Origin of the sequence: Streptomyces sp. NBC_01304, assembly GCF_035975855.1 — a bacterium.
Lineage (GTDB): Bacteria > Actinomycetota > Actinomycetes > Streptomycetales > Streptomycetaceae > Streptomyces.
In genome coordinates this window covers 5,565,412-5,583,092 of the sequence record NZ_CP109055.1, presented here as the reverse complement: position 1 = coordinate 5,583,092, position 17,681 = coordinate 5,565,412, and the positions used below count along the sequence as shown (strand labels likewise).

General features: G+C 69.6%; 16 protein-coding genes. 10 read left to right on the top strand and 6 right to left on the bottom strand.

The features are described 5' to 3' along the window. The first annotated feature begins 56 nt into the window (after positions 1 to 56). Positions 57 to 1,034 (top strand): NAD(P)H-quinone oxidoreductase, encoded by a 978-nt coding sequence (locus OG430_RS24715; protein WP_327354781.1) that lies wholly within the window; start codon positions 57 to 59, stop codon positions 1,032 to 1,034. 85 nt (positions 1,035 to 1,119) lie between these two features. On the opposite strand, the gene OG430_RS24710 is transcribed toward OG430_RS24715, so the two are convergent. Beyond that, a complete protein-coding gene (locus tag OG430_RS24710; protein ID WP_327354780.1) occupies positions 1,120 to 1,668 on the bottom strand; it encodes a hypothetical protein in 549 nt (182 codons plus the stop codon). A gap of 237 nt (positions 1,669 to 1,905) precedes the next feature. Here OG430_RS24710 and OG430_RS24705 point away from each other — a divergent pair, with 237 nt between their 5' ends. Continuing rightward, entirely contained in the window at positions 1,906 to 2,451 is a 546-nt protein-coding gene (locus OG430_RS24705; protein ID WP_327354779.1) for a bacterial proteasome activator family protein, read from the top strand. 85 nt (positions 2,452 to 2,536) lie between these two features. Here the strand turns inward: OG430_RS24705 and OG430_RS24700 are convergent, their stop codons facing one another. Beyond that, a complete protein-coding gene (locus OG430_RS24700; RefSeq protein WP_442816546.1) occupies positions 2,537 to 2,725 on the bottom strand; it encodes a helix-turn-helix domain-containing protein in 189 nt (62 codons plus the stop codon). Between the two features lie 164 nt (positions 2,726 to 2,889). Between OG430_RS24700 and OG430_RS24695 the strand changes: the two genes are divergently transcribed. After that, on the top strand, positions 2,890 to 3,198 hold the full coding sequence (locus OG430_RS24695; protein WP_327354778.1) for a hypothetical protein: 309 nt from the start codon (positions 2,890 to 2,892) through the stop codon (positions 3,196 to 3,198). 145 nt (positions 3,199 to 3,343) lie between these two features. Here the strand turns inward: OG430_RS24695 and OG430_RS24690 are convergent, their stop codons facing one another. After that, a complete protein-coding gene (locus OG430_RS24690; protein WP_327354777.1) occupies positions 3,344 to 5,011 on the bottom strand; it encodes a protein kinase domain-containing protein in 1,668 nt (555 codons plus the stop codon). Between the two features lie 368 nt (positions 5,012 to 5,379). On the opposite strand from OG430_RS24690, the gene OG430_RS24685 reads away from it, so the two are divergent. Further along, complete coding sequence (locus OG430_RS24685) at positions 5,380 to 6,852, top strand: protein kinase domain-containing protein (RefSeq protein WP_327354776.1); 1,473 nt, start codon at positions 5,380 to 5,382, stop codon at positions 6,850 to 6,852. Between the two features lie 115 nt (positions 6,853 to 6,967). Here the strand turns inward: OG430_RS24685 and OG430_RS24680 are convergent, their stop codons facing one another. Then, positions 6,968 to 7,396 carry a pyridoxamine 5'-phosphate oxidase family protein gene (locus OG430_RS24680; RefSeq protein WP_327354775.1) on the bottom strand — a complete coding sequence of 143 codons (429 nt, stop codon included), beginning with the start codon at positions 7,394 to 7,396 and terminating at the stop codon, positions 6,968 to 6,970. Positions 7,397 to 7,525: 129 nt separating this feature from the next. Further along, positions 7,526 to 8,185 (bottom strand): response regulator transcription factor, encoded by a 660-nt coding sequence (locus OG430_RS24675; protein ID WP_327354774.1) that lies wholly within the window; start codon positions 8,183 to 8,185, stop codon positions 7,526 to 7,528. A gap of 324 nt (positions 8,186 to 8,509) precedes the next feature. On the opposite strand from OG430_RS24675, the gene pdhA reads away from it, so the two are divergent. The 5 genes from pdhA to OG430_RS24650 all read left to right on the top strand — a co-directional run bounded on the left by pdhA (position 8,510) and on the right by OG430_RS24650 (position 15,070). Continuing rightward, positions 8,510 to 9,718 carry a pyruvate dehydrogenase (acetyl-transferring) E1 component subunit alpha gene (pdhA, locus tag OG430_RS24670; RefSeq protein ID WP_327354773.1) on the top strand — a complete coding sequence of 403 codons (1,209 nt, stop codon included), beginning with the start codon at positions 8,510 to 8,512 and terminating at the stop codon, positions 9,716 to 9,718. A 2-nt stretch (positions 9,719 to 9,720) separates the two neighbouring features. Beyond that, entirely contained in the window at positions 9,721 to 10,701 is a 981-nt protein-coding gene (locus tag OG430_RS24665) for an alpha-ketoacid dehydrogenase subunit beta (RefSeq protein WP_327354772.1), read from the top strand. Positions 10,702 to 10,711: 10 nt separating this feature from the next. Next, a complete protein-coding gene (locus tag OG430_RS24660) occupies positions 10,712 to 12,202 on the top strand; it encodes a dihydrolipoamide acetyltransferase family protein (RefSeq protein WP_442816545.1) in 1,491 nt (496 codons plus the stop codon). A 117-nt stretch (positions 12,203 to 12,319) separates the two neighbouring features. Beyond that, on the top strand, positions 12,320 to 13,315 hold the full coding sequence (locus OG430_RS24655; RefSeq protein WP_327354771.1) for a DMT family transporter: 996 nt from the start codon (positions 12,320 to 12,322) through the stop codon (positions 13,313 to 13,315). A gap of 36 nt (positions 13,316 to 13,351) precedes the next feature. Further along, positions 13,352 to 15,070 (top strand): pentapeptide repeat-containing protein, encoded by a 1,719-nt coding sequence (locus OG430_RS24650; protein ID WP_327354770.1) that lies wholly within the window; start codon positions 13,352 to 13,354, stop codon positions 15,068 to 15,070. A gap of 19 nt (positions 15,071 to 15,089) precedes the next feature. Here OG430_RS24650 and OG430_RS24645 read toward each other — a convergent pair whose 3' ends face one another. Next, the gene (locus OG430_RS24645; RefSeq protein WP_442816544.1) at positions 15,090 to 16,070 is read right to left on the bottom strand and encodes a D-alanyl-D-alanine carboxypeptidase family protein; all 981 of its coding nucleotides are present in this window, start codon (positions 16,068 to 16,070) and stop codon (positions 15,090 to 15,092) included. A gap of 129 nt (positions 16,071 to 16,199) precedes the next feature. Here OG430_RS24645 and OG430_RS24640 point away from each other — a divergent pair, with 129 nt between their 5' ends. Beyond that, positions 16,200 to 17,648 carry a M1 family metallopeptidase gene (locus OG430_RS24640; RefSeq protein ID WP_327354767.1) on the top strand — a complete coding sequence of 483 codons (1,449 nt, stop codon included), beginning with the start codon at positions 16,200 to 16,202 and terminating at the stop codon, positions 17,646 to 17,648. Positions 17,649 to 17,681 lie beyond the last annotated feature (33 nt).

The following is a 17,681-nucleotide window of genomic DNA, read 5'->3' as shown; positions in this document are numbered from 1 at the left end:
CGGCTCCAGGGGCCGGGGGCTCCTGCGGGCCGGGGCGAGCGAGTAGCCTCGCGGCCATGCATGCGATCACCATCCCCGAACCCGGCGGACCCGAGGCGCTCGTATGGGCCGAGGTCCCCGATCCCGTACCCGGCGAGGGCGAGGTCCTGGTCGAGGTGGCGGCGAGCGCCGTCAACCGCGCCGACCTGCTGCAGCGTCAGGGCTTCTACGACCCGCCACCCGGCTCGTCCCCGTACCCCGGCCTCGAATGCTCGGGGCGGATCGTCGCGCTCGGGCCCTCGGTGAGCGGCTGGTCGGTCGGCGACGAGGTGTGCGCGCTGCTCGCGGGCGGCGGCTACGCCGAGAAAGTCGCCGTACCCGTCGGGCAGTTGCTGCCCGTGCCGGACGGCGTGGACCTCGTGACGGCGGCCGCGCTGCCCGAGGTCACCTGCACCGTGTGGTCCAACGTCTTCATGATCGCCCATCTGCACCCGAGCGAGACGCTGCTCGTGCACGGTGGCTCCAGCGGGATCGGCACCATGGCGATCCAGCTCGCCAAGGCGATCGGGGCGAAGGTCGCGGTCACCGCGGGGAGCAAGGAGAAGCTTGCGCAGTGCGCCGAGTTGGGCGCGGATGTGCTGATCGACTACCGGGAGCAGGACTTCCTGGAGGAGGTCCGGGCTGCGACCGGTGGGGCCGGGGTCGATGTCATTCTCGACATCATCGGGGCGAAGTACCTGGAGCGGAATGTGAAGGTGCTCGCGGTGAACGGGCGCCTCGCGATCATCGGGCTGCAGGGTGGGGTCAAGGGTGAGGTGAACCTCGGGGCGTTGCTGGCGAAGCGGGGGGCGATTACGGCCACGTCTTTGCGGGGGCGGCCGTTGGGTGAGAAGGCTGCGATCGTCTCGGCTGTTCGGGAGCATGTGTGGCCCCTCATCGGGGCCGGGCGGGTTCGGCCTGTGGTGGATCGTCAGGTGCCGCTTCGTGAGGCCGCCGAGGGGCATCGGGTTGTGGAGGGGTCCGGGCACGTGGGCAAGGTGCTGCTTGTTCGTTGATTTTTGCCCCTCCCCGCCCCTTCCCTAAAGGCTGCCGCCGGCTCGGCACGCTGCAAAGACTGTCCTCGAACGCCGGACGGGCCGGCTATCTGAAGCGGAGCCGTAGCGCCAGGAACGCCAGCCCCAAGCCGATCAGGACCAGGCCCGTGCCCAGCGGCAGGACGTGCAGGACCAGGTCCTCGCCCTGGGTGGCGGAGGCCTGTTCGGGGGCGTCCGCCACCAGGCCCGCGTCCACCGGGGGTGGGCTGGTCGGCGGTGCGGTGGGCGGCCGGGGTGAGGGGGACTCCGGCGCGATCGCTTCGGGGGCCGGCTCCGCGCGGCCGGGGCGCGGTCGGCCCTCGCCTGCGTGGCTGCCGGCCCGGGCCGTCGCCGACCTCTCCGATGCCGGCGACGGATCCGCGTACGCCACCGAGGCTTCGGGTTCCGGTGAAGGATTCGCGTACGCCGCCGACGTTTCGGGTTCCGGCGCTGGATTCGCGTACGACGTCGACAGCTCGGGTTCCGGCGCTGGATTCGCGTACGCCGTCGACGTCTCAGGTTCCGGTGACGGATCCGCGTACGCCGTCGGGATCTGCCACAGGGGCAGAAGCAGCAGGAGTACGACGATGCAGAGTGGGCGGATCCGTGCAGTCACGCCGGTGAACCCCCTCCCGGTGACGGGTCGCCAAGGTCGGTTGGAGCACTGGAGTCAGCGTCACACGGGGTGACAATTCCGGCATCTCGGCCATAAGGAGGGCTGCCCGCGCCCGGCGGGCGAAATGCGGCCGCGAAAGACACGGTGTGGACACGGCGTACGCCCCCGTACACGGTGGATCACCGCCAAACGGGGGCACCAACGTTGTGTGATGCACGTGTGCGAGAGAATGGCGGCATGGAGATGCCGAGGAACGACAGGTCGCAGGAGAGTCCCCAGGTCCTGGTTGTGGGCCAGGACGGAATGGCCCTCGGCGGAGGCGGCGGGGACGACGAGCCCCGTGAGATCCCGGTGACGGAGATGGTCGAGCAGCCGGCCAAGGTGATGCGCATCGGCAGCATGATCAAGCAGCTGCTCGAGGAGGTCAGGGCGGCTCCTCTGGACGAGGCGAGCCGGGCCCGGCTCAAGGAGATCCACCACAGTTCGGTGCGTGAGCTCGAGGACGGTCTGGCCCCCGAGCTGGTAGAGGAGTTGGAGCGGCTTTCGCTCCCCTTCATGGACGAGTCCATCCCGAGCGATGCCGAACTGCGCATCGCGCAGGCTCAGTTGGTCGGCTGGCTGGAGGGCCTTTTCCACGGCATCCAGACCACGCTGTTCGCGCAGCAGATGGCGGCGCGGGCCCAGCTGGAGCAGATGCGCCGGGCGCTGCCGCCGGGCGTGGGACACGACGAGGACGACGACGATCACGGGGTCGCGGGCCGCACCGGGGGCCCGTACCTGTAGGCGCCCACGCACCTGCAGGAAGCCCCGCGCAGAGGAAGCCCTGAGGCCCCGCTTCGGCGGGGCCTCAGCGCGCGGAGCAGAAGCCTCAGATCCAGCCCTGCTCCTTCGCCAGCAACCCCGCCTGGAAGCGGTTCGCCGCTCCGAGGCGCAGCATGATGTCGGCGACGTACCGGCGGAACGTCCGCAGGGAGACGCCCATTTCGCGGGCCGCCGCCTCGTCCTTGTCCGTGCGGGTCAGGATGTCGAGGACCTGGCGCTCGGTGTCCGACAGCAAAGGCGCGGCGGTGGTGCCGAGGTCGGTACGTCCTGGCCGCCGCGGGTCCCGGCGTTCCGTCCGCGGCTGCCGAGGCGGTACGCGACCGGGTTCCGGGTGCCGTCGCGACGGAGGTCGTACGCACCACCGTCCGGGTCGGCCAGGACAAGTTCCCGGCCCAGGGGGTGAGCGGGCCGCACCTGGCCCGCACCCTCGACCCGCAGGTCACCTCGGGCTCGCTCGCCGCACTCGACGACACCGCGGTGGCACTGAGCGACCTGGCGGCCCGTACGAGGAACGCGGAGGTCGGCGACCGTGTCACGGTCACCCTTGGCGACGGCGTGAAGAAGGACCTGACGGTGGCCGCGATCTACGAACGCGGCCTGGGCTTCGGTGACTTGCTGCTCCCGCACAAGGTGGCGGCCGCCCATGTGGACAACCCGCTGGCCTCCTCGGTCCTGGTGGCCGGGGCGACCGACCGCGCCCGCGAGTAACCCCGCGCGGACACAGCGGACAGAGGACACAGCGGACAGAGGACACAGCGGACAGAGGACGCAGCGGACAGAGGACGCAGCGGACAGCACGACGCCCGGCCGGGAATCCCCCGGCCGGGCGTCTGCGTGAAACGAACTGCTCGTCCTAGGCCGGATCGCCCGTCGAGACCTGCAGCGTGAACTTCGCGTTCTCCGGGTCGATCTCGTCGCCCGGCTGCGGGAACTGCTCCATCACGGTGTCCTCGCCGTACGCGTTCTCGTTGAGGGACTTCTCCTGGATGCGCCAGCCGGCCGCGCTCGCGCACTCCTTGACCGAGTCGAGGTTGAAGTACGTGAAGTTGGGCGCCTGGACCTTCGCGGGGTCGTCGTAGCCCTCCCGGGCCTCCGTGCAGGCGGTCTTCTCGATCTTCTTCGTCTCGTCCGGGCCCTTGTGCCCCGCGACCTCTTCCTTCTGCGACGGCTTGTTGCCGCCCCCGCCCTCCGGTTCGTCCCCCTTGTTGTTGAGGGTGATGGCGGTGATCAGGCCGCCGATCGCCAGGAGCGCGACGACGATCGAGCCGACGATCACCGGCATGTTGCTCTTGCGACCGGTACCGGAACCGGAGCCGCCGGTACCGCCCGTGCCGGCACCGGCCGCCTGCGGATTGAGGTTGTACGGCGGCGGGGTGCCCGGCCCCTGCTGGTGCGGCGCCGGAGTGTTGTGGAACGTGCCGGGGGCGGGCGTCGGATAGACGCCCTGCTGCTGCGGGTAGCCGTACCCGGGAGCCGGAGTGGCCGGCGGCGGGGTGCCGTACGGGCTCGGCTGGTACGGGGTCTGCACCGAGCCCGCCTGGCCCGGCATGGACTGGTCGACCGGCGGGAAGACCGCCGCGCCGACGCCCGCACCGCTCGAGGTCTGCGAGCCCGGCACGATGCTCGGGGCCGCGCCCTGCAGCGACTGGGCGACCCGCAGACACTCGTCGCGCATCGCCTCGGCGGTCGGGAAGCGCTCGTTCGGGTTCTTCTTCAGCGCGCGGGCGACCAGCGCGTCCACGGCCGGCGGCAGCGCCCGGTTGATGGAGGACGGCGCGACCGGCTCCTCCTGGACATGCGCGTACGCGATCGCGAGCGGCGAGTCCGCCTCGAACGGGAGGCGGCCGGTGACCAGCTGGAACAGCATGATCCCGACCGAGTAGAGGTCGGAGCGGGCGTCCACACCGCGGCCGAGGGCCTGCTCGGGCGAGAGGTACTGCGGGGTGCCGACGACCATGCCGGTCTGCGTCATCGAGGTGACACCGGACTGCATCGCGCGGGCGATGCCGAAGTCCATGACCTTGACCACGTTGCGCTTGGTCATCATCACGTTGCCCGGCTTGATGTCCCGGTGGACCAGGCCCATCTCGTGGCTGATCTCGAGCGCCGCGAGCACATCCGCGGTGATCTTCAGCGCCTTGTCGCCGGGCATCGCACCGAACTGCGCGACGTCCGCGTCGAGCACCGAGCCGAGCGGCTGGCCCTCGACGTACTCCATGACGATGTACGGCATCGTCGCGCCGTCGAGCGCGTCCTCGCCGGTGTCGAAGACGGAGACGATGTTGGTGTGGGTGAGCTTGGCCACCGACTGGGCCTCGCGCCGGAAGCGCTCACGGAAGGACTGTTCGCGGCCCAGTTCCGTGTGCAGCGTCTTGATGGCGACCTGCCGGTCGAGGACGGCGTCGTACGCCAGGTGGACGGAGGCCATGCCGCCCTCGCCGAGGAGGTCCTGCAGCTGATACCGGCCACCCGCCAGGGCCCGCCCCGCGTACCGGCCGCCCTGTGCGCCGTCCTGGCTCATGTTCTGCGTCCCCCATCGGCGCGATGAATGCGCGAAGATCCCTTGTATTTCCGGGCCTAGTCTGCCGGAGGGCACTGAGGCGTCAAGCCGGGTGCCCGTTCCGTGACCGTACGCGCAAGAACCGTCTCGCAAGCGTTACCGATATGCGCACGTACCCCACACGATTTGCCGGTCACCCGCGGTAACAGGTTTGATGGCCGGTCACTCTCAAACCGATGGGCTGCGCCAAGGCTGTAGCGTGGCACGGCGGGAGACCGCACCCACTGACCCGGAACGACCCAACCCGGCTACTACAGGAACGACGGCGAGGACTGATGGACCAGCAGCGCGCTCAGGGCCCGTCCGACCCCGAGGCGACTGGCGGCGGTATGTCAGATGCGCCTGAGTTGTGGGGGAACGGCGGACTTGTCGGAGACGGCCGTTATCGGCTGACGCACAGACTCGGCCGCGGCGGCATGGCCGAGGTCTTCGCCGCGGAGGACGTACGTCTCGGACGTACGGTCGCCGTCAAGCTGCTGCGGACCGATCTCGCCGAGGACCCCATCTCCAAGGCCCGCTTCACCCGTGAGGCCCAGTCGGTCGCGGGCCTCAACCACCATGCGGTGGTGGCCGTCTACGACTCCGGCGAGGACGTCGTCGGCGCCAACACCATCCCGTACATCGTGATGGAGATCGTCGAAGGCCGCACCATCCGCGACCTGCTGCTCAACGCGGAGGCCCCGGGCCCCGAGCAGGCGCTGATCATCGTCTCCGGTGTCCTCGAGGCGCTCGCGTACTCACATCAGCACGGCATCGTGCACCGCGACATCAAGCCGGCGAACGTGATCATCACCAACACCGGTGCGGTCAAGGTGATGGACTTCGGCATCGCCCGCGCCCTGCACGGCGCCTCGAACACGATGACCCAGACCGGCATGGTCATGGGCACCCCGCAGTACCTCTCGCCGGAGCAGGCGCTCGGCAAGGCGGTCGACCACCGCTCCGACCTCTACGCCACCGGCTGCCTGCTGTACGAACTCCTCGCGCTGCGCCCGCCGTTCACCGGTGAGACGCCGCTGTCGGTGGTCTACCAGCACGTCCAGGACATGCCGGTGCCGCCGTCCGAGGTCTCCGACGGGGTGCCGCCGGAGCTGGACGGCATGGTGATGCGCTCCCTCGCGAAGGACCCGGACGACCGGTTCCAGAGCGCCGAGGAGATGCGCGGCCTCATCCAGTACAGCCTGCAGATGCTGCAGGAGCAGGGCGGCCACACCGGCACCTGGAACACCGGCCCGGTAGAGCTGCACGAGGGTGGCAACACCCCGGCGATGGGCGTCGCGGGCGCCGGCGTGATGGGGCACCCGGGCGACAGCGGCACCGCGCAGATCCCGCAGACCATGATCCGGCCGCCCGGTGACGACGACGGCGGCTTCGACGGCGGACAGCGTGGCGGCAAGGGCGGCCGCGGCAAGATGTGGATCCTCGCGATGCTCGCGGTGATCGCGATCGGGGTGGGCATCGCGTTCGCGCTGCAGCCGGACAAGAAGGGGGGCGGGGGCACCGACGAGTCGCCGAACCCGTCCGTGTCCCAGTCGCAGGAGTCCAAGGACTCCTCGGACGAGCCGTCCTCGGACGAGTCCACGGAGCCGGGCGGCTCCGGCGGCAATACGCAGACGTCGGAGCCGAGCACCTCGCCCAGCACCTCGCCGAGCACCTCGCCGAGCCACAGCGAGGGCCCGACGGACCCGCCGACCAAGGACCCGACCACGGAGCCCCCGACGGAGGACCCGACCACGGAGCCGCCCACGGAGGACCCGACCACGGAGCCGGAGGAGTCCCCGCAGGGGGATTCGGCGGGCTGACGGCGGTAGCACTTACGACACGACGAGGGCCGGTCCACAGATCATCTGTGGACCGGCCCTCGTCGTCGTACGGGATCGGTACGGGAACCGTGAGCCGAAGTCGTACGGGAAGCCTCTAGAGGACGTGCTGCAGCTGCTGCCGCGTGTGCCCGCCGTCCAGGCTGTGCACGCGGACGAAGTTCGGCTCTATGCGGAGGTAGACCGGGTCGAAGAGGTCGCCGTCGACATAGTGCGGGGCGGGCCCGAACAGCTCCAGCTCGGTGGTGGTCGGCTCGACCATCTCGCAGGTGCCGACGAACTGGACGGACCACAGGGCCCGCCTGCCGTCCTCGCCGGTGTTGAAGTTGTCGGCGCCGTACGCGACCACGCTGCCCTGACAGGCCTGGTGGTAGCCGAAGCCCCGGTGCATGCGCAGGAGCACGCGGCCGTCCACCACGATGTGGCGGGCGGCGGCCAGGAAGGGCAGCGCTCGCATGCTCGTCGCCACTCGGCCGTAGTTGACGCGGCTGAGCAGCTCGATGGCGCGGAGTTCATCGGTGGACATGTCTCCACCTTCCGGCACCGACACCGTGCCGGAAAAGAGGAACCCGCCCCTCAGGATGAGGACGTAAGTCCTGAATAAATCCTGAATAAAGGGCGGGTCAAAAGCAGGTTTGTGCAGGTCAGCGACGGGTCAGCGCTTTTCGGCCTGCATTCGGGCCACATACGCGGCCGCCTGCGAACGGCGCTCCATGCCGAGCTTCGAGAGCAGGCTGGAGACGTAGTTCTTGATGGTCTTCTCGGCCAGGTGCAGGCGCTCGCCGATCGCGCGGTTGGTCAGGCCCTCGCCGATCAGGTCGAGGATCTTGCGCTCCTGCTCGGTGAGGTTCGAGAGGCGGTCGTCGCCCTTGCCCTTGTTGCCGTCGCGCAGCCGCTCGAGCACGCGGGCCGTGGCGACCGGGTCGAGCAGCGACTTGCCGGCGGCCACGTCGCGCACGGCCGTGAGCAGCTCATTGCCGCGGATCGCCTTCAGGACATAGCCGGAGGCGCCCGCCATGATCGCGTCGAAGAGCGCCTCGTCGTCGGCGAAGGACGTCAGCATCAGGCACTTGATGTCCTCGTTCTGCGAACGGATCTCGCGACAGACCTCCACACCGCTGCCGTCGGGCAGCCTGACGTCGAGTACGGCCACGTCTGGACGGGTCGCGGGGATCCTGACCAGGGCGTCTGCCGCTGTGCCCGCTTCTCCGACGACCTCGATGTCGGACTCTACGGACAGCAACTCATGGACTCCGCGCCGTACGACTTCGTGGTCGTCGAGCAGAAATACGTGGATTTTTCCATCTTCGCGCACGGGGTCAGTGTCACATACTCACTCTTCCCGCGCCTGGGGTGACCGGGATAACGTGCCCCTGTTCCGGCCCCCTGCAGGGCGCTGACCAGTAGTTGTTCCCTCTTTCTCGGATTTACTTGGAAATCCAAGCAAAATCGCAGGTCAGATGGGGTTTCGCAGATATGCGAGGCACTGGGTAACGTGGCAATCGCAGGGTGTTCGCCGGGACACCTGTCACGCCTGTCCCCGGCCGAAACGCACCCACCCCGTGCGCGGGTACGGATACAGGCGAGCCGCACTGGCTTCCCGGCCGATCCCGGGGGCCGGACCGACGGAGGAGCACACGTGACCGTGGAGAGCACCGCCGCGCGCAAACCTCGCCGCACCAGCGGCAGCAAGCGTGCAAGCGCCACCACCGCCACCGCCAAGAAGGCGGCGAAGGCCGGGGCGCAGAACGTAACTCCGGAGCAGGTTCAGCTGCTGACGCCCGAGGGCAAGCGCGTCGAGCACCCTGACTACTCCATCGACCTCAGCCCCGAAGAGCTGCGCGGTCTCTACCGCGACATGGTGCTGACGCGCCGCTTCGACGCCGAGGGGACGACCCTGCAGCGCCAGGGCGAGCTGGGCCTGTGGGCCTCGCTGCTCGGCCAGGAGGCCGCCCAGATCGGCTCCGGACGGGCCACGCGCGAGGACGACTACGTCTTCCCGACCTACCGCGAACACGGCGTCGCCTGGACGCGCGGGGTCGACCCGGTGAACCTGCTCGGGATGTTCCGCGGGGTGAACCACGGCGGATGGGACCCGAACAGCAACAACTTCCACCTGTACACGATCGTCATCGGCTCGCAGACCCTGCACGCCACCGGCTACGCCATGGGCGTCGCCAAGGACGGCGCGGACTCCGCGGTCATCGCGTACTTCGGTGACGGCGCCTCCAGCCAGGGCGATGTCATGGAGGCCTTCAACTTCGGCGCGGTCTACAACGCCCCCGTGGTGTTCTTCTGCCAGAACAACCAGTGGGCGATCTCCGAGCCCACCGAGAAGCAGATGCGAGTCCCGCTCTACCAGCGCGCGCAGGGCTTCGGCTTCCCCGGTGTCCGGGTCGACGGAAACGACGTACTGGCGTGCCTGGCCGTGACCAAGGCCGCCCTGGAGCGGGCCCGTCGCGGCGAAGGCCCCACCCTGATCGAGGCGTTCACGTACCGCATGGCCGCCCACACCACCACGGACGACCCGACCCGGTACCGCCAGGACGAGGAGCGCGAGGCCTGGGAGGCCAAGGACCCGATCCTGCGTCTTCGTACGTACCTGGAGGCCGAGGGTCTCGCGGACGAGGCCTTCTTCCAGGAGCTCGAGGAAGAGGGCGAGAAGCTCGGCAAGCACGTCCGCGAGGCGGTACGCGCGATGCCGGACCCCGATGTGATGGCGATCTTCGAGAACGTCTACGCGGACGGCAGCGCACTCGTCGACGAGGAGCGCGCCCAGTTCGCCGCCTACCAGGCGTCCTTCTCGACCGTGTCTGACAGCGGCTCCGCCGCGGGGGAGGCCAAGTAACCATGGCTGCACAGAACCTGCCCCTCGCGAAGGCGCTCAACGAGTCCCTGCGCAAGGCCCTGGAGACCGACCCCAAGGTCGTGCTCATGGGCGAGGACATCGGCAAGCTCGGCGGTGTCTTCCGCATCACGGACGGCCTGCAGAAGGACTTCGGCGAGGAGCGCGTCATCGACACGCCGCTCGCCGAGTCCGGCATCGTCGGCACGGCCATCGGCCTCGCGCTGCGCGGCTACCGGCCCGTCGTGGAGATCCAGTTCGACGGCTTCGTCTTTCCCGCGTACGACCAGATCGTCACGCAGCTCGCGAAGATGCACGCCCGTGCGCTCGGCAAGATCAAGATGCCGGTCGTCATCCGCATTCCCTACGGCGGCGGCATCGGCGCGGTCGAGCACCACTCGGAGTCGCCCGAGGCCCTGTTCGCCCACGTCCCAGGCCTGAAGGTCGTCTCGCCGTCCAACTCCTCGGACGCGTACTGGATGCTGCAGCAGGCCATCCAGAGCGACGACCCGGTGATCTTCTTCGAGCCGAAGCGGCGCTACTGGGACAAGGGCGAGGTCGACACCGAAGCCTTCCCCGGCCCGCTGCACAAGGCGCGCACGGTCCGCGAGGGCACCGACCTCACGCTGGTCGCCTACGGCCCGATGGTGAAGGTCTGTGTCGAGGCCGCCGCGGCCGCCGCCGAGGAGGGCAAGTCGATCGAGGTCCTCGACCTCCGCTCGATGTCGCCCATCGACTTCGACGCCATCCAGGCCTCGGTCGAAAAGACCAGGCGCCTGGTGGTGGTCCATGAGGCTCCGGTCTTCTATGGTTCCGGCGCGGAGATCGCCGCTCGGATCACCGAGCGGTGCTTCTACCACCTCGAATCCCCCGTGCTGCGGGTCGGTGGCTTCCATGCCCCGTACCCGCCGGCGCGGCTGGAGGAGGAGTACCTGCCGGGCCTTGACCGGGTGCTCGACGCCGTCGACCGCTCGCTTGCGTACTGAGGAGAGGGTCGTGACGACTATGACTGCATCCCAGTCGACTGGATCCCAGTCCCGTTTCCGTGAGTTCAAGATGCCGGACGTCGGCGAAGGACTCACCGAGGCCGAGATCCTCAAGTGGTACGTGGCCCCCGGCGACACCGTCACCGACGGCCAGGTCGTCTGCGAGGTCGAGACGGCGAAGGCGGCCGTGGAGCTGCCGATCCCGTTCGACGGGGTCGTGCACGAGCTGCGCTTCGGCGAGGGCACCACGGTCGACGTCGGCCAGGTGATCATCTCGGTGGACGTCCAGCCGGGCGCGGCCGACGAGCCCGCTCCGGCGGCCGCCCCCGCAGTGGAGGCCGCCGAAGAAGCCGAGCCACAGGGCCGCCAGCCCGTCCTGGTCGGCTACGGCGTGTCCCAGGCCTCGACCAAGCGCCGCCCCCGCAAGGGCGCGAGCGCCGACGAGGCCGCCCCGGCCGGCACGTACTACGCCCAGCCGGAGCCGAACCCTGCCGCCGCCGCGGTCCAGGCCGAGCTCAACGGGCACACGGCGGCGCCGGCCCCCACGGTCCCGGCCCCCGCGGTCCCGGCCCCCGCCACCCCGGGCAGCCGCCCGCTGGCCAAGCCGCCCGTCCGCAAGCTCGCCAAGGACCTCGGCGTCGACCTCGCCACGGTCGCCCCGTCCGGCCCCGGCGGGATCATCACCCGCGAGGACGTCCACGCGGCCGTGGCCCCGGCTCCGGTGGTGGAGCAGGCGCCTGTTTCACGTGAAACAACTCCCGCTCCGGCGGCTTCCGTTGAGGCCACTGTGGCGGATGGTGCCCGCGAGACCCGGATCCCCATCAAGGGCGTCCGCAAGGCCACCGCGAACGCGATGATCGGCTCGGCCTTCACCGCGCCGCACGTCACCGAGTTCGTGACGGTCGACGTCACGCGCACGATGAAGCTGGTCGAGGAGCTCAAGGGCGACAAGGAGATGGCGGGCCTGCGGGTCAACCCGCTCCTGCTCATCGCCAAGGCGCTGCTCGTCGCGATCAAGCGCAACCCGGACGTCAACGCCGCCTGGGACGAGGCCAACCAGGAGATCGTGCTCAAGCACTACGTCAACCTGGGCATCGCGGCCGCGACCCCGCGCGGACTGATCGTGCCGAACATCAAGGACGCGCACGCCCAGACCCTGCCGCAACTGGCGCAGTCGCTCGGCGAGTTGGTGGCCACGGCGCGCGAGGGCAAGACGTCCCCCGCCGCCATGCAGAACGGCACGGTCACCATCACCAACGTCGGCGTCTTCGGCGTCGACACCGGCACGCCGATTCTCAACCCCGGTGAGTCGGCGATCCTCGCGATCGGAGCGATCAAGCTCCAGCCGTGGGTGCACAAGGGCAAGGTCAAGCCGCGTCAGGTGACGACCCTCGCGCTCTCCTTCGACCACCGCCTGGTCGACGGCGAGCTCGGCTCCAAGGTCCTCGCGGATGTCGCGGCGATCCTGGAGCAGCCGAAGCGTCTCATTACCTGGGCCTGATCCGCTTCGATCGGCCCTTTCCGTTAGACAGACGGCGAGCCCGGACCCCACGGTCCGGGCTCGCCGCCGTCTGTCCACCCGCGTCTTTTGCCGCCGCATCAACGAGGTCGTACGCACATGCCTGCCGCCGCACCCTGGGTGCTCCTAGCCGTCTTCTCCGGGACCCTGATATCCCTGCAGGCCCGCATCACGGGCGAGCTCGCCGCGGGCCTCGGCGGGGACGGCTTCGCGGCGGCGGTGCTCTCCTTCGGCTCCGGCTTCGTGGTCCTCACGCTCGGCCTGCTCGTGCTCGGCGGGCCGCGCCGTGGCGTCGGGGTGGTGGTCCGTGAGGTACGGGCACGTCGGCTCAAGTGGTGGCAGGTGCTCGGTGGTTTCGGCGGGGCGGCGTTCCTCCTCGCCCAGGGCCTGACGGTCACCGCGCTCGGGGTCGCCCTGTTCACCGTGGCGATCGTGGCGGGGCAGGTCGCGGGCGGTCTGCTCTTCGACCGGATGGGGCTCGGCCCGGCGGGCCCGCAGCGGCCGACCCGGCGGCGGATGGTGGGCGCCGCGCTGGTGCTCGCGGCGGTGGGGCTCTCGATGGCGGACAAGGTGGGCGGGGACTTCCCGTACTGGATGCTGCTGCTTCCGCTGGTCGCGGGGGTCTGCGTGAGCTGGCAGCAGGCGGTGAACGGGCATGTACGCCAGGCCTCCGGCTCGGCGTACACGGGGACCTTCTTCAACTTCGTCGCGGGTACGGCCGCGCTGCTCGTGATCTTCCTGGTCCACACGGCGGTTTCGGGCCTGCCGGCCGGGCTGCCGTCCTCGCCGTATCTGTATCTGGGCGGGCTCGTCGGCATCTCCTTCATCTCCATCGCGGTGGCGACCGTGCAGAAGCTGGGCGTGCTGGTCCTCGGGCTCTGCACGATCACCGGCCAGCTGATCGGGTCCCTCGCACTGGACGTGTTCCTGCCGCACGGCGAGGCATCGGTGACGGTGGCGACCGTGGCGGGGGCGGGGCTCGCGCTCGGGGCCGTGGTGCTCGCGGGGGTTTCGGGGCGGCGGGCTTCCGGGCGTGTTGTTGCCTCAAGTGGCAAGCGGGGAGAGCGGGTTGAGGGCGGCGTGCCTGTGGAATGATCGGGGGTCGCGTTTGACTGGGGGGAGGACGCGAGGGTGTTTCGGTTGTGGGAGGCGCTGTCCCGGGTCGAGCTGGGGGGCGTGCTGCTGAGCGCCGTGGTGGTCGGGGCGCTGTGGGTGTGGGGCTGGAGCCGGGCCGTCGTGGCGGTGGACGCGGCGGTGGGGCGGGTGCTTCCCGTTCGACCACGGGCGGCGATCCGGCTCCATCGTGCGGCTCTCGCAGTACGTCGTTCCTACGCTGCCGGGGATGTGCCCGACCGGGCGGTTCTGGCTGGTCAGCGGGATGCGCTTGTCAGGGCGGTCCAGGTGCGTCGGGTGATGCGGGTGTCGCGGTGGGTCGGGGCCGTGGTGGTGCTCGGGGTGGGTCCGGTGCTGGTCGAATGGGGTCCTTGGACCGACACGGATGCGCGGCAGAGCAATGACGAGAGCGTGGTCGTCAGCCAGTTCGTCTCGGACTCCGGTGTGCTGCAGGCCGAGGTCGGCGCACAGCTGGGCATGCTGGTCGGCGGCCTGGTGGCCGCGGTGTGGACGGTACGGGCGGGGGCCCGGCTCCTCGGCAGACAGGTGCCGCTGCCCGAGTGCGCGTCGGCACTGGCCGCGTGCCCCGGCGGCAACGCGGCACAACTGGACGACGCCTTGCACGAGTTGCGCACCCAGCTGGAAGCACACGCACGACACGGGCACCGTACGCCGCCCAAGCGCACGGCCGAACTCGTTCTGCATGCCAGGGCGGTCGGGGACGCGCTGCATCACAGGGGCGGCGCGTTCTGGCACGACTCTGCCGCCGCCACCCCCGAGCTGGTCCGGCTGCTCGGCACCGTGCAGGACCGGGCGCATGCGGGTAGTTGGCTCAACCTCGTCGATCCCGTCGACCTGCCCGCTGAAGACCCCGAGCCGTTGCCCGCCCGGCCCTCCGCGCGTGAGCGCTGGTCCGGCTTCGTGCATCAGGCCGGTGTGCTGCTGCCCGCGCTCGCGGCGGTGGGGGCGCTGGTCTTCTCGGCGATCACGGTGAAGCAGAGCAGTAGTGACCGGCGCGTCGCCGAAGAAGCTGCTGTGACGGGCCGATTCAGCACGGCCACAAGCCAGTTGGACGACGAGTCGGTCGACATACGCCTCGGCGGGCTGCTCGCCCTGGAGCGTCTCATCGAGGACTCGCCGCGTGATCATCAGGCCATAGCGCGGCTGTTGTGCGCGTACGTACGCGTGCACGCGTCGACGGAGCGGGAGGGCGATGATGCGCCTGAGGACGTGGTGGCGGCACTGCGGATCCTTGGGGAGCGGCAGAGCCTGTCGGAGTTCGTGGAGACCCCGTACGACCTTCACGCCGTACGGATCCGCCAACTGGTCCTGGAAGGAGTCAACTTCTCGGAAGCCGACTTCACCGAAGCTGAACTTCCTGAACTGTTCCTCGAAGGCCAGGACTTGATGAGCGTCAAACTCGATCGCGCGGTCCTCACCGATGCGGAATTGGTCAACGCGGATCTGAGAGAAGCCGAACTCGACGCCGCCCAGCTGACGCGGGCCGACCTGTCTGAAGCAGTCCTTGAGGGAGCCAGCATGGTCGGCACCCAACTTGAGGAAGCCGACCTGCAGGGAGCCGAGCTCCGATATGCGGACCTCTCCGGCGCCGACCTGTCGGGTGCGGACCTCTCGGACGCCAACCTGTCCGGCGCCGACCTGACCGGCATCTTCCACACCAAGGAAACCCGCTGGCCCAAAGGCTTCCGGCCCCCAGCCTCGGCTGAGGGCCGGTAGCCCCGGAACCCGGACGGGATCAGTCCCGCTGAGCCCCCGCCGGCAACGACCGAAGCTGCATCGTCGAAGCCGTGCGCGTGCCGAAGCCGTAATCCAGCATCTTGGCCGCGTCCTTGTACCGGTCGGTGCCGTTCAGGACGACGCCCGCCACCGTCTTGCCGCCGCGCGTCGCCGCGAACACCAGGCAGGGGCCGGCCGCCGTGCCGGTACCGGTCTTGATGCCGATGGCGCCGTTGTAGGAGCCGAGCAGCTTGTTGGTGTTGTACCAGGTGTACGTGCGCGTGCCACCCGTCGAAGTGGTCGCCTTGCGGACGGTCTTGGTGGACTTCACGACGTCACGGAACGTCGTCTTCTTCATGGCGGCCTGGGCGAGCTTCGCCAGGTCCTTGGGCGTCGAGTAGTTGTTGCCCGTCGGCGAGATGCCGTCGAAGGAGTCGAACTTCGTGTTCGTCATCCCCAGCGTGGACGCCTTCTTGTTCATCTTCGAGATGAACGACTTGGTGCGCGCGGACTGCGTGCTGCCCGAACCGAAGGTGTCCGCGAGCGCGAACGCGGCGTCGCAGCCGGACGGCAGCATCAGGCCGTAGAGCAGCTGGCGCACGGTCATCTTGTCGCCGGTCCGCAGGTCGGCCGTGCTGGCGCCGTTGCGGGACACGTAGTCGCGGTACGACTGCTTGACCGTGACCTTGCGGTCCAGGTTGAGGTTCGGGGTGTCGAGCACCACCGCAGCCGTCATGATCTTGGTGGTGGAGGCCATCTGGCGCTTGGTGTCGGGCGCCTTGCTGTAGAGCTTGGCGCCGCTCGCCGTGTTGAGCAGGTACGCGCCCTTGGCGCTGACGGTGGGCGCGGTCGCGGCCTGCGCGGGTGCGGCGGCCAGCGGCGAGACGGTGAGCGCCAGGCCGGTGGTCAGGACGACGGCAGCGCTTCTGCGGGCGCGCGTGGCGCCCTTTATGGCGGATATCAAGTGAGTTGCTCCGAAAAGTGTGTTCCCCTGGGGCATCTCAGGGCAGGGATGCCTGCACAGAAGACGTACGAACGGGCCACAGGGATGTACGCGGGGCGGATGTCTCACATCACGATCCGGTGGAGCTCCTGTACGCGGGCCCCGCCTCCCGTGTCTGATGCCCGCATGCGTATGCCTCAAAGGTCAGTGCTGGCCTGTTTGTTGACCCTGGCCCTGGCCACGATCGCCGGCTCCTGCGGGGAGCAGGACCCGAGGGACCTCGCCGCCGACGACAAGCCGCCGCATGTCGACCGGGACTCGATCGGCGCTCCGGGGGTGTCCGACTCCCTCTTCCCCGGTGCGGGCAACGGCGGCTACGACGCGCTCCACTATGACCTGGACCTCACCGTCGTCCCCGGGTCCGCCAAGGGGGCCAAGGCGGACCGGGTGCTGTCCGGCTCGGCGGCGATGACGGCGAAGGCGACCCAGAAGCTCTCCCGCTTCAACCTCGATCTGTCCGGCCTCGAGGTCCACAAGGTCACGGTCGACGGGAGGCCGGCCTGGTATCGCCACAAAGGCACCGAACTCGTCATCACACCCCGCAAGCGCCTCGCGAAAGGCGCCGAGTTCAAGGTCGTCGTCGCCTACGACGGGAACCCCAAGGCCCTCCCCGGCAAGGGCGCCCCCGACGACGGCTGGCGCTCCACGGACGACGGTGCCTTCGTGATGGGCGAGCCGCGCGGCGCGATGACCTGGTACCCGGTGAACAACACGCTGCGCGACCCGGCGACGTACGACATCGACATCACCGTGCCGGGCGGGCTGACCGGCGTATCGAACGGAACGTACGCGGGCAAGAAGGCGGCGGGCGACGGCAAGCAGACCTTCAGCTGGCGCAACAAGGACCAGACCCTGCCCTATCTGACCGCCCTCGCCGTCGGGAAGTTCGAGCTCAAGCAGGGCAAGACCGCCTCCGGGGTGCCCGTGGTCACCGCGATCGATCCCCGGCAGGCGGCCAAGGGCCGGCAACTGGCCGAGCGCATCCCGGAGTTCGTGGAGTGGGGCGAGCGGCACTTCGGGCCGTATCCGGTGAGTTCGGCGGGCGCGATCCTCGACCACGACCCCGGCAACCAGGTCGCCCTGGAGACCATCGGGCGGCCCGTCTACGGGGAGGTCCCCGAGGACACGGTGTTCGCGCACGAGTACGCGCACATGTGGTTCGGGGACTCGGTGCGGCTGACCGACTGGTCGGAGATCTGGCTGAACGAGGGCTTCGCCACGTACGCGATGTGGATGTGGGACGACGAGCACGACGTCGCGACCATGGAGGACCAGATCGCCGCCTACTCCGACATGCCCGCCGTCTGGGAGTACCCGCCGGGCAAGGTCACCAGGCCGGACCGGGTCTTCGGGGCGCCGGTCTACATCCGGGGTGCGCTGGCCCTCCATCAGCTGCGGCTCACGGTCGGCGACAAGACCTTCACCAAGATCCTCAAGGCGTGGACCTCGCGGTACGCGGGCAAGGCGGCCACGGTCAAGGACTTCATCGCGCTCGCGGAGGAGGAGTCCGGCAAGTCGCTGACGAAGCTCTTCGACGAGTGGCTCTTCCAGCCGGGCAGGCCGAGCGGCTTCTGACGTCCACGGACAGCCCCGTCCGAGATTCGGACG

What these genes read in the sequence shown, in the direction of transcription:
- OG430_RS24715 (WP_327354781.1), top strand. Translation starts at nt 57, where the DNA reads ATGCATGCGATCACCATCCCCGAACCCGGCGGACCCGAGGCGCTCGTA.
- OG430_RS24640 (WP_327354767.1), top strand. Translation starts at nt 16,200, where the DNA reads ATGCGTATGCCTCAAAGGTCAGTGCTGGCCTGTTTGTTGACCCTGGCC.
- OG430_RS24645 (WP_442816544.1), bottom strand. Translation starts at nt 16,070, where the DNA reads ATGCCCCAGGGGAACACACTTTTCGGAGCAACTCACTTGATATCCGCC.
- OG430_RS24705 (WP_327354779.1), top strand. Translation starts at nt 1,906, where the DNA reads ATGGAGATGCCGAGGAACGACAGGTCGCAGGAGAGTCCCCAGGTCCTG.
- OG430_RS24685 (WP_327354776.1), top strand. Translation starts at nt 5,380, where the DNA reads ATGTCAGATGCGCCTGAGTTGTGGGGGAACGGCGGACTTGTCGGAGAC.
- OG430_RS24665 (WP_327354772.1), top strand. Translation starts at nt 9,721, where the DNA reads ATGGCTGCACAGAACCTGCCCCTCGCGAAGGCGCTCAACGAGTCCCTG.
- OG430_RS24680 (WP_327354775.1), bottom strand. Translation starts at nt 7,396, where the DNA reads ATGTCCACCGATGAACTCCGCGCCATCGAGCTGCTCAGCCGCGTCAAC.
- OG430_RS24690 (WP_327354777.1), bottom strand. Translation starts at nt 5,011, where the DNA reads ATGAGCCAGGACGGCGCACAGGGCGGCCGGTACGCGGGGCGGGCCCTG.
- OG430_RS24655 (WP_327354771.1), top strand. Translation starts at nt 12,320, where the DNA reads ATGCCTGCCGCCGCACCCTGGGTGCTCCTAGCCGTCTTCTCCGGGACC.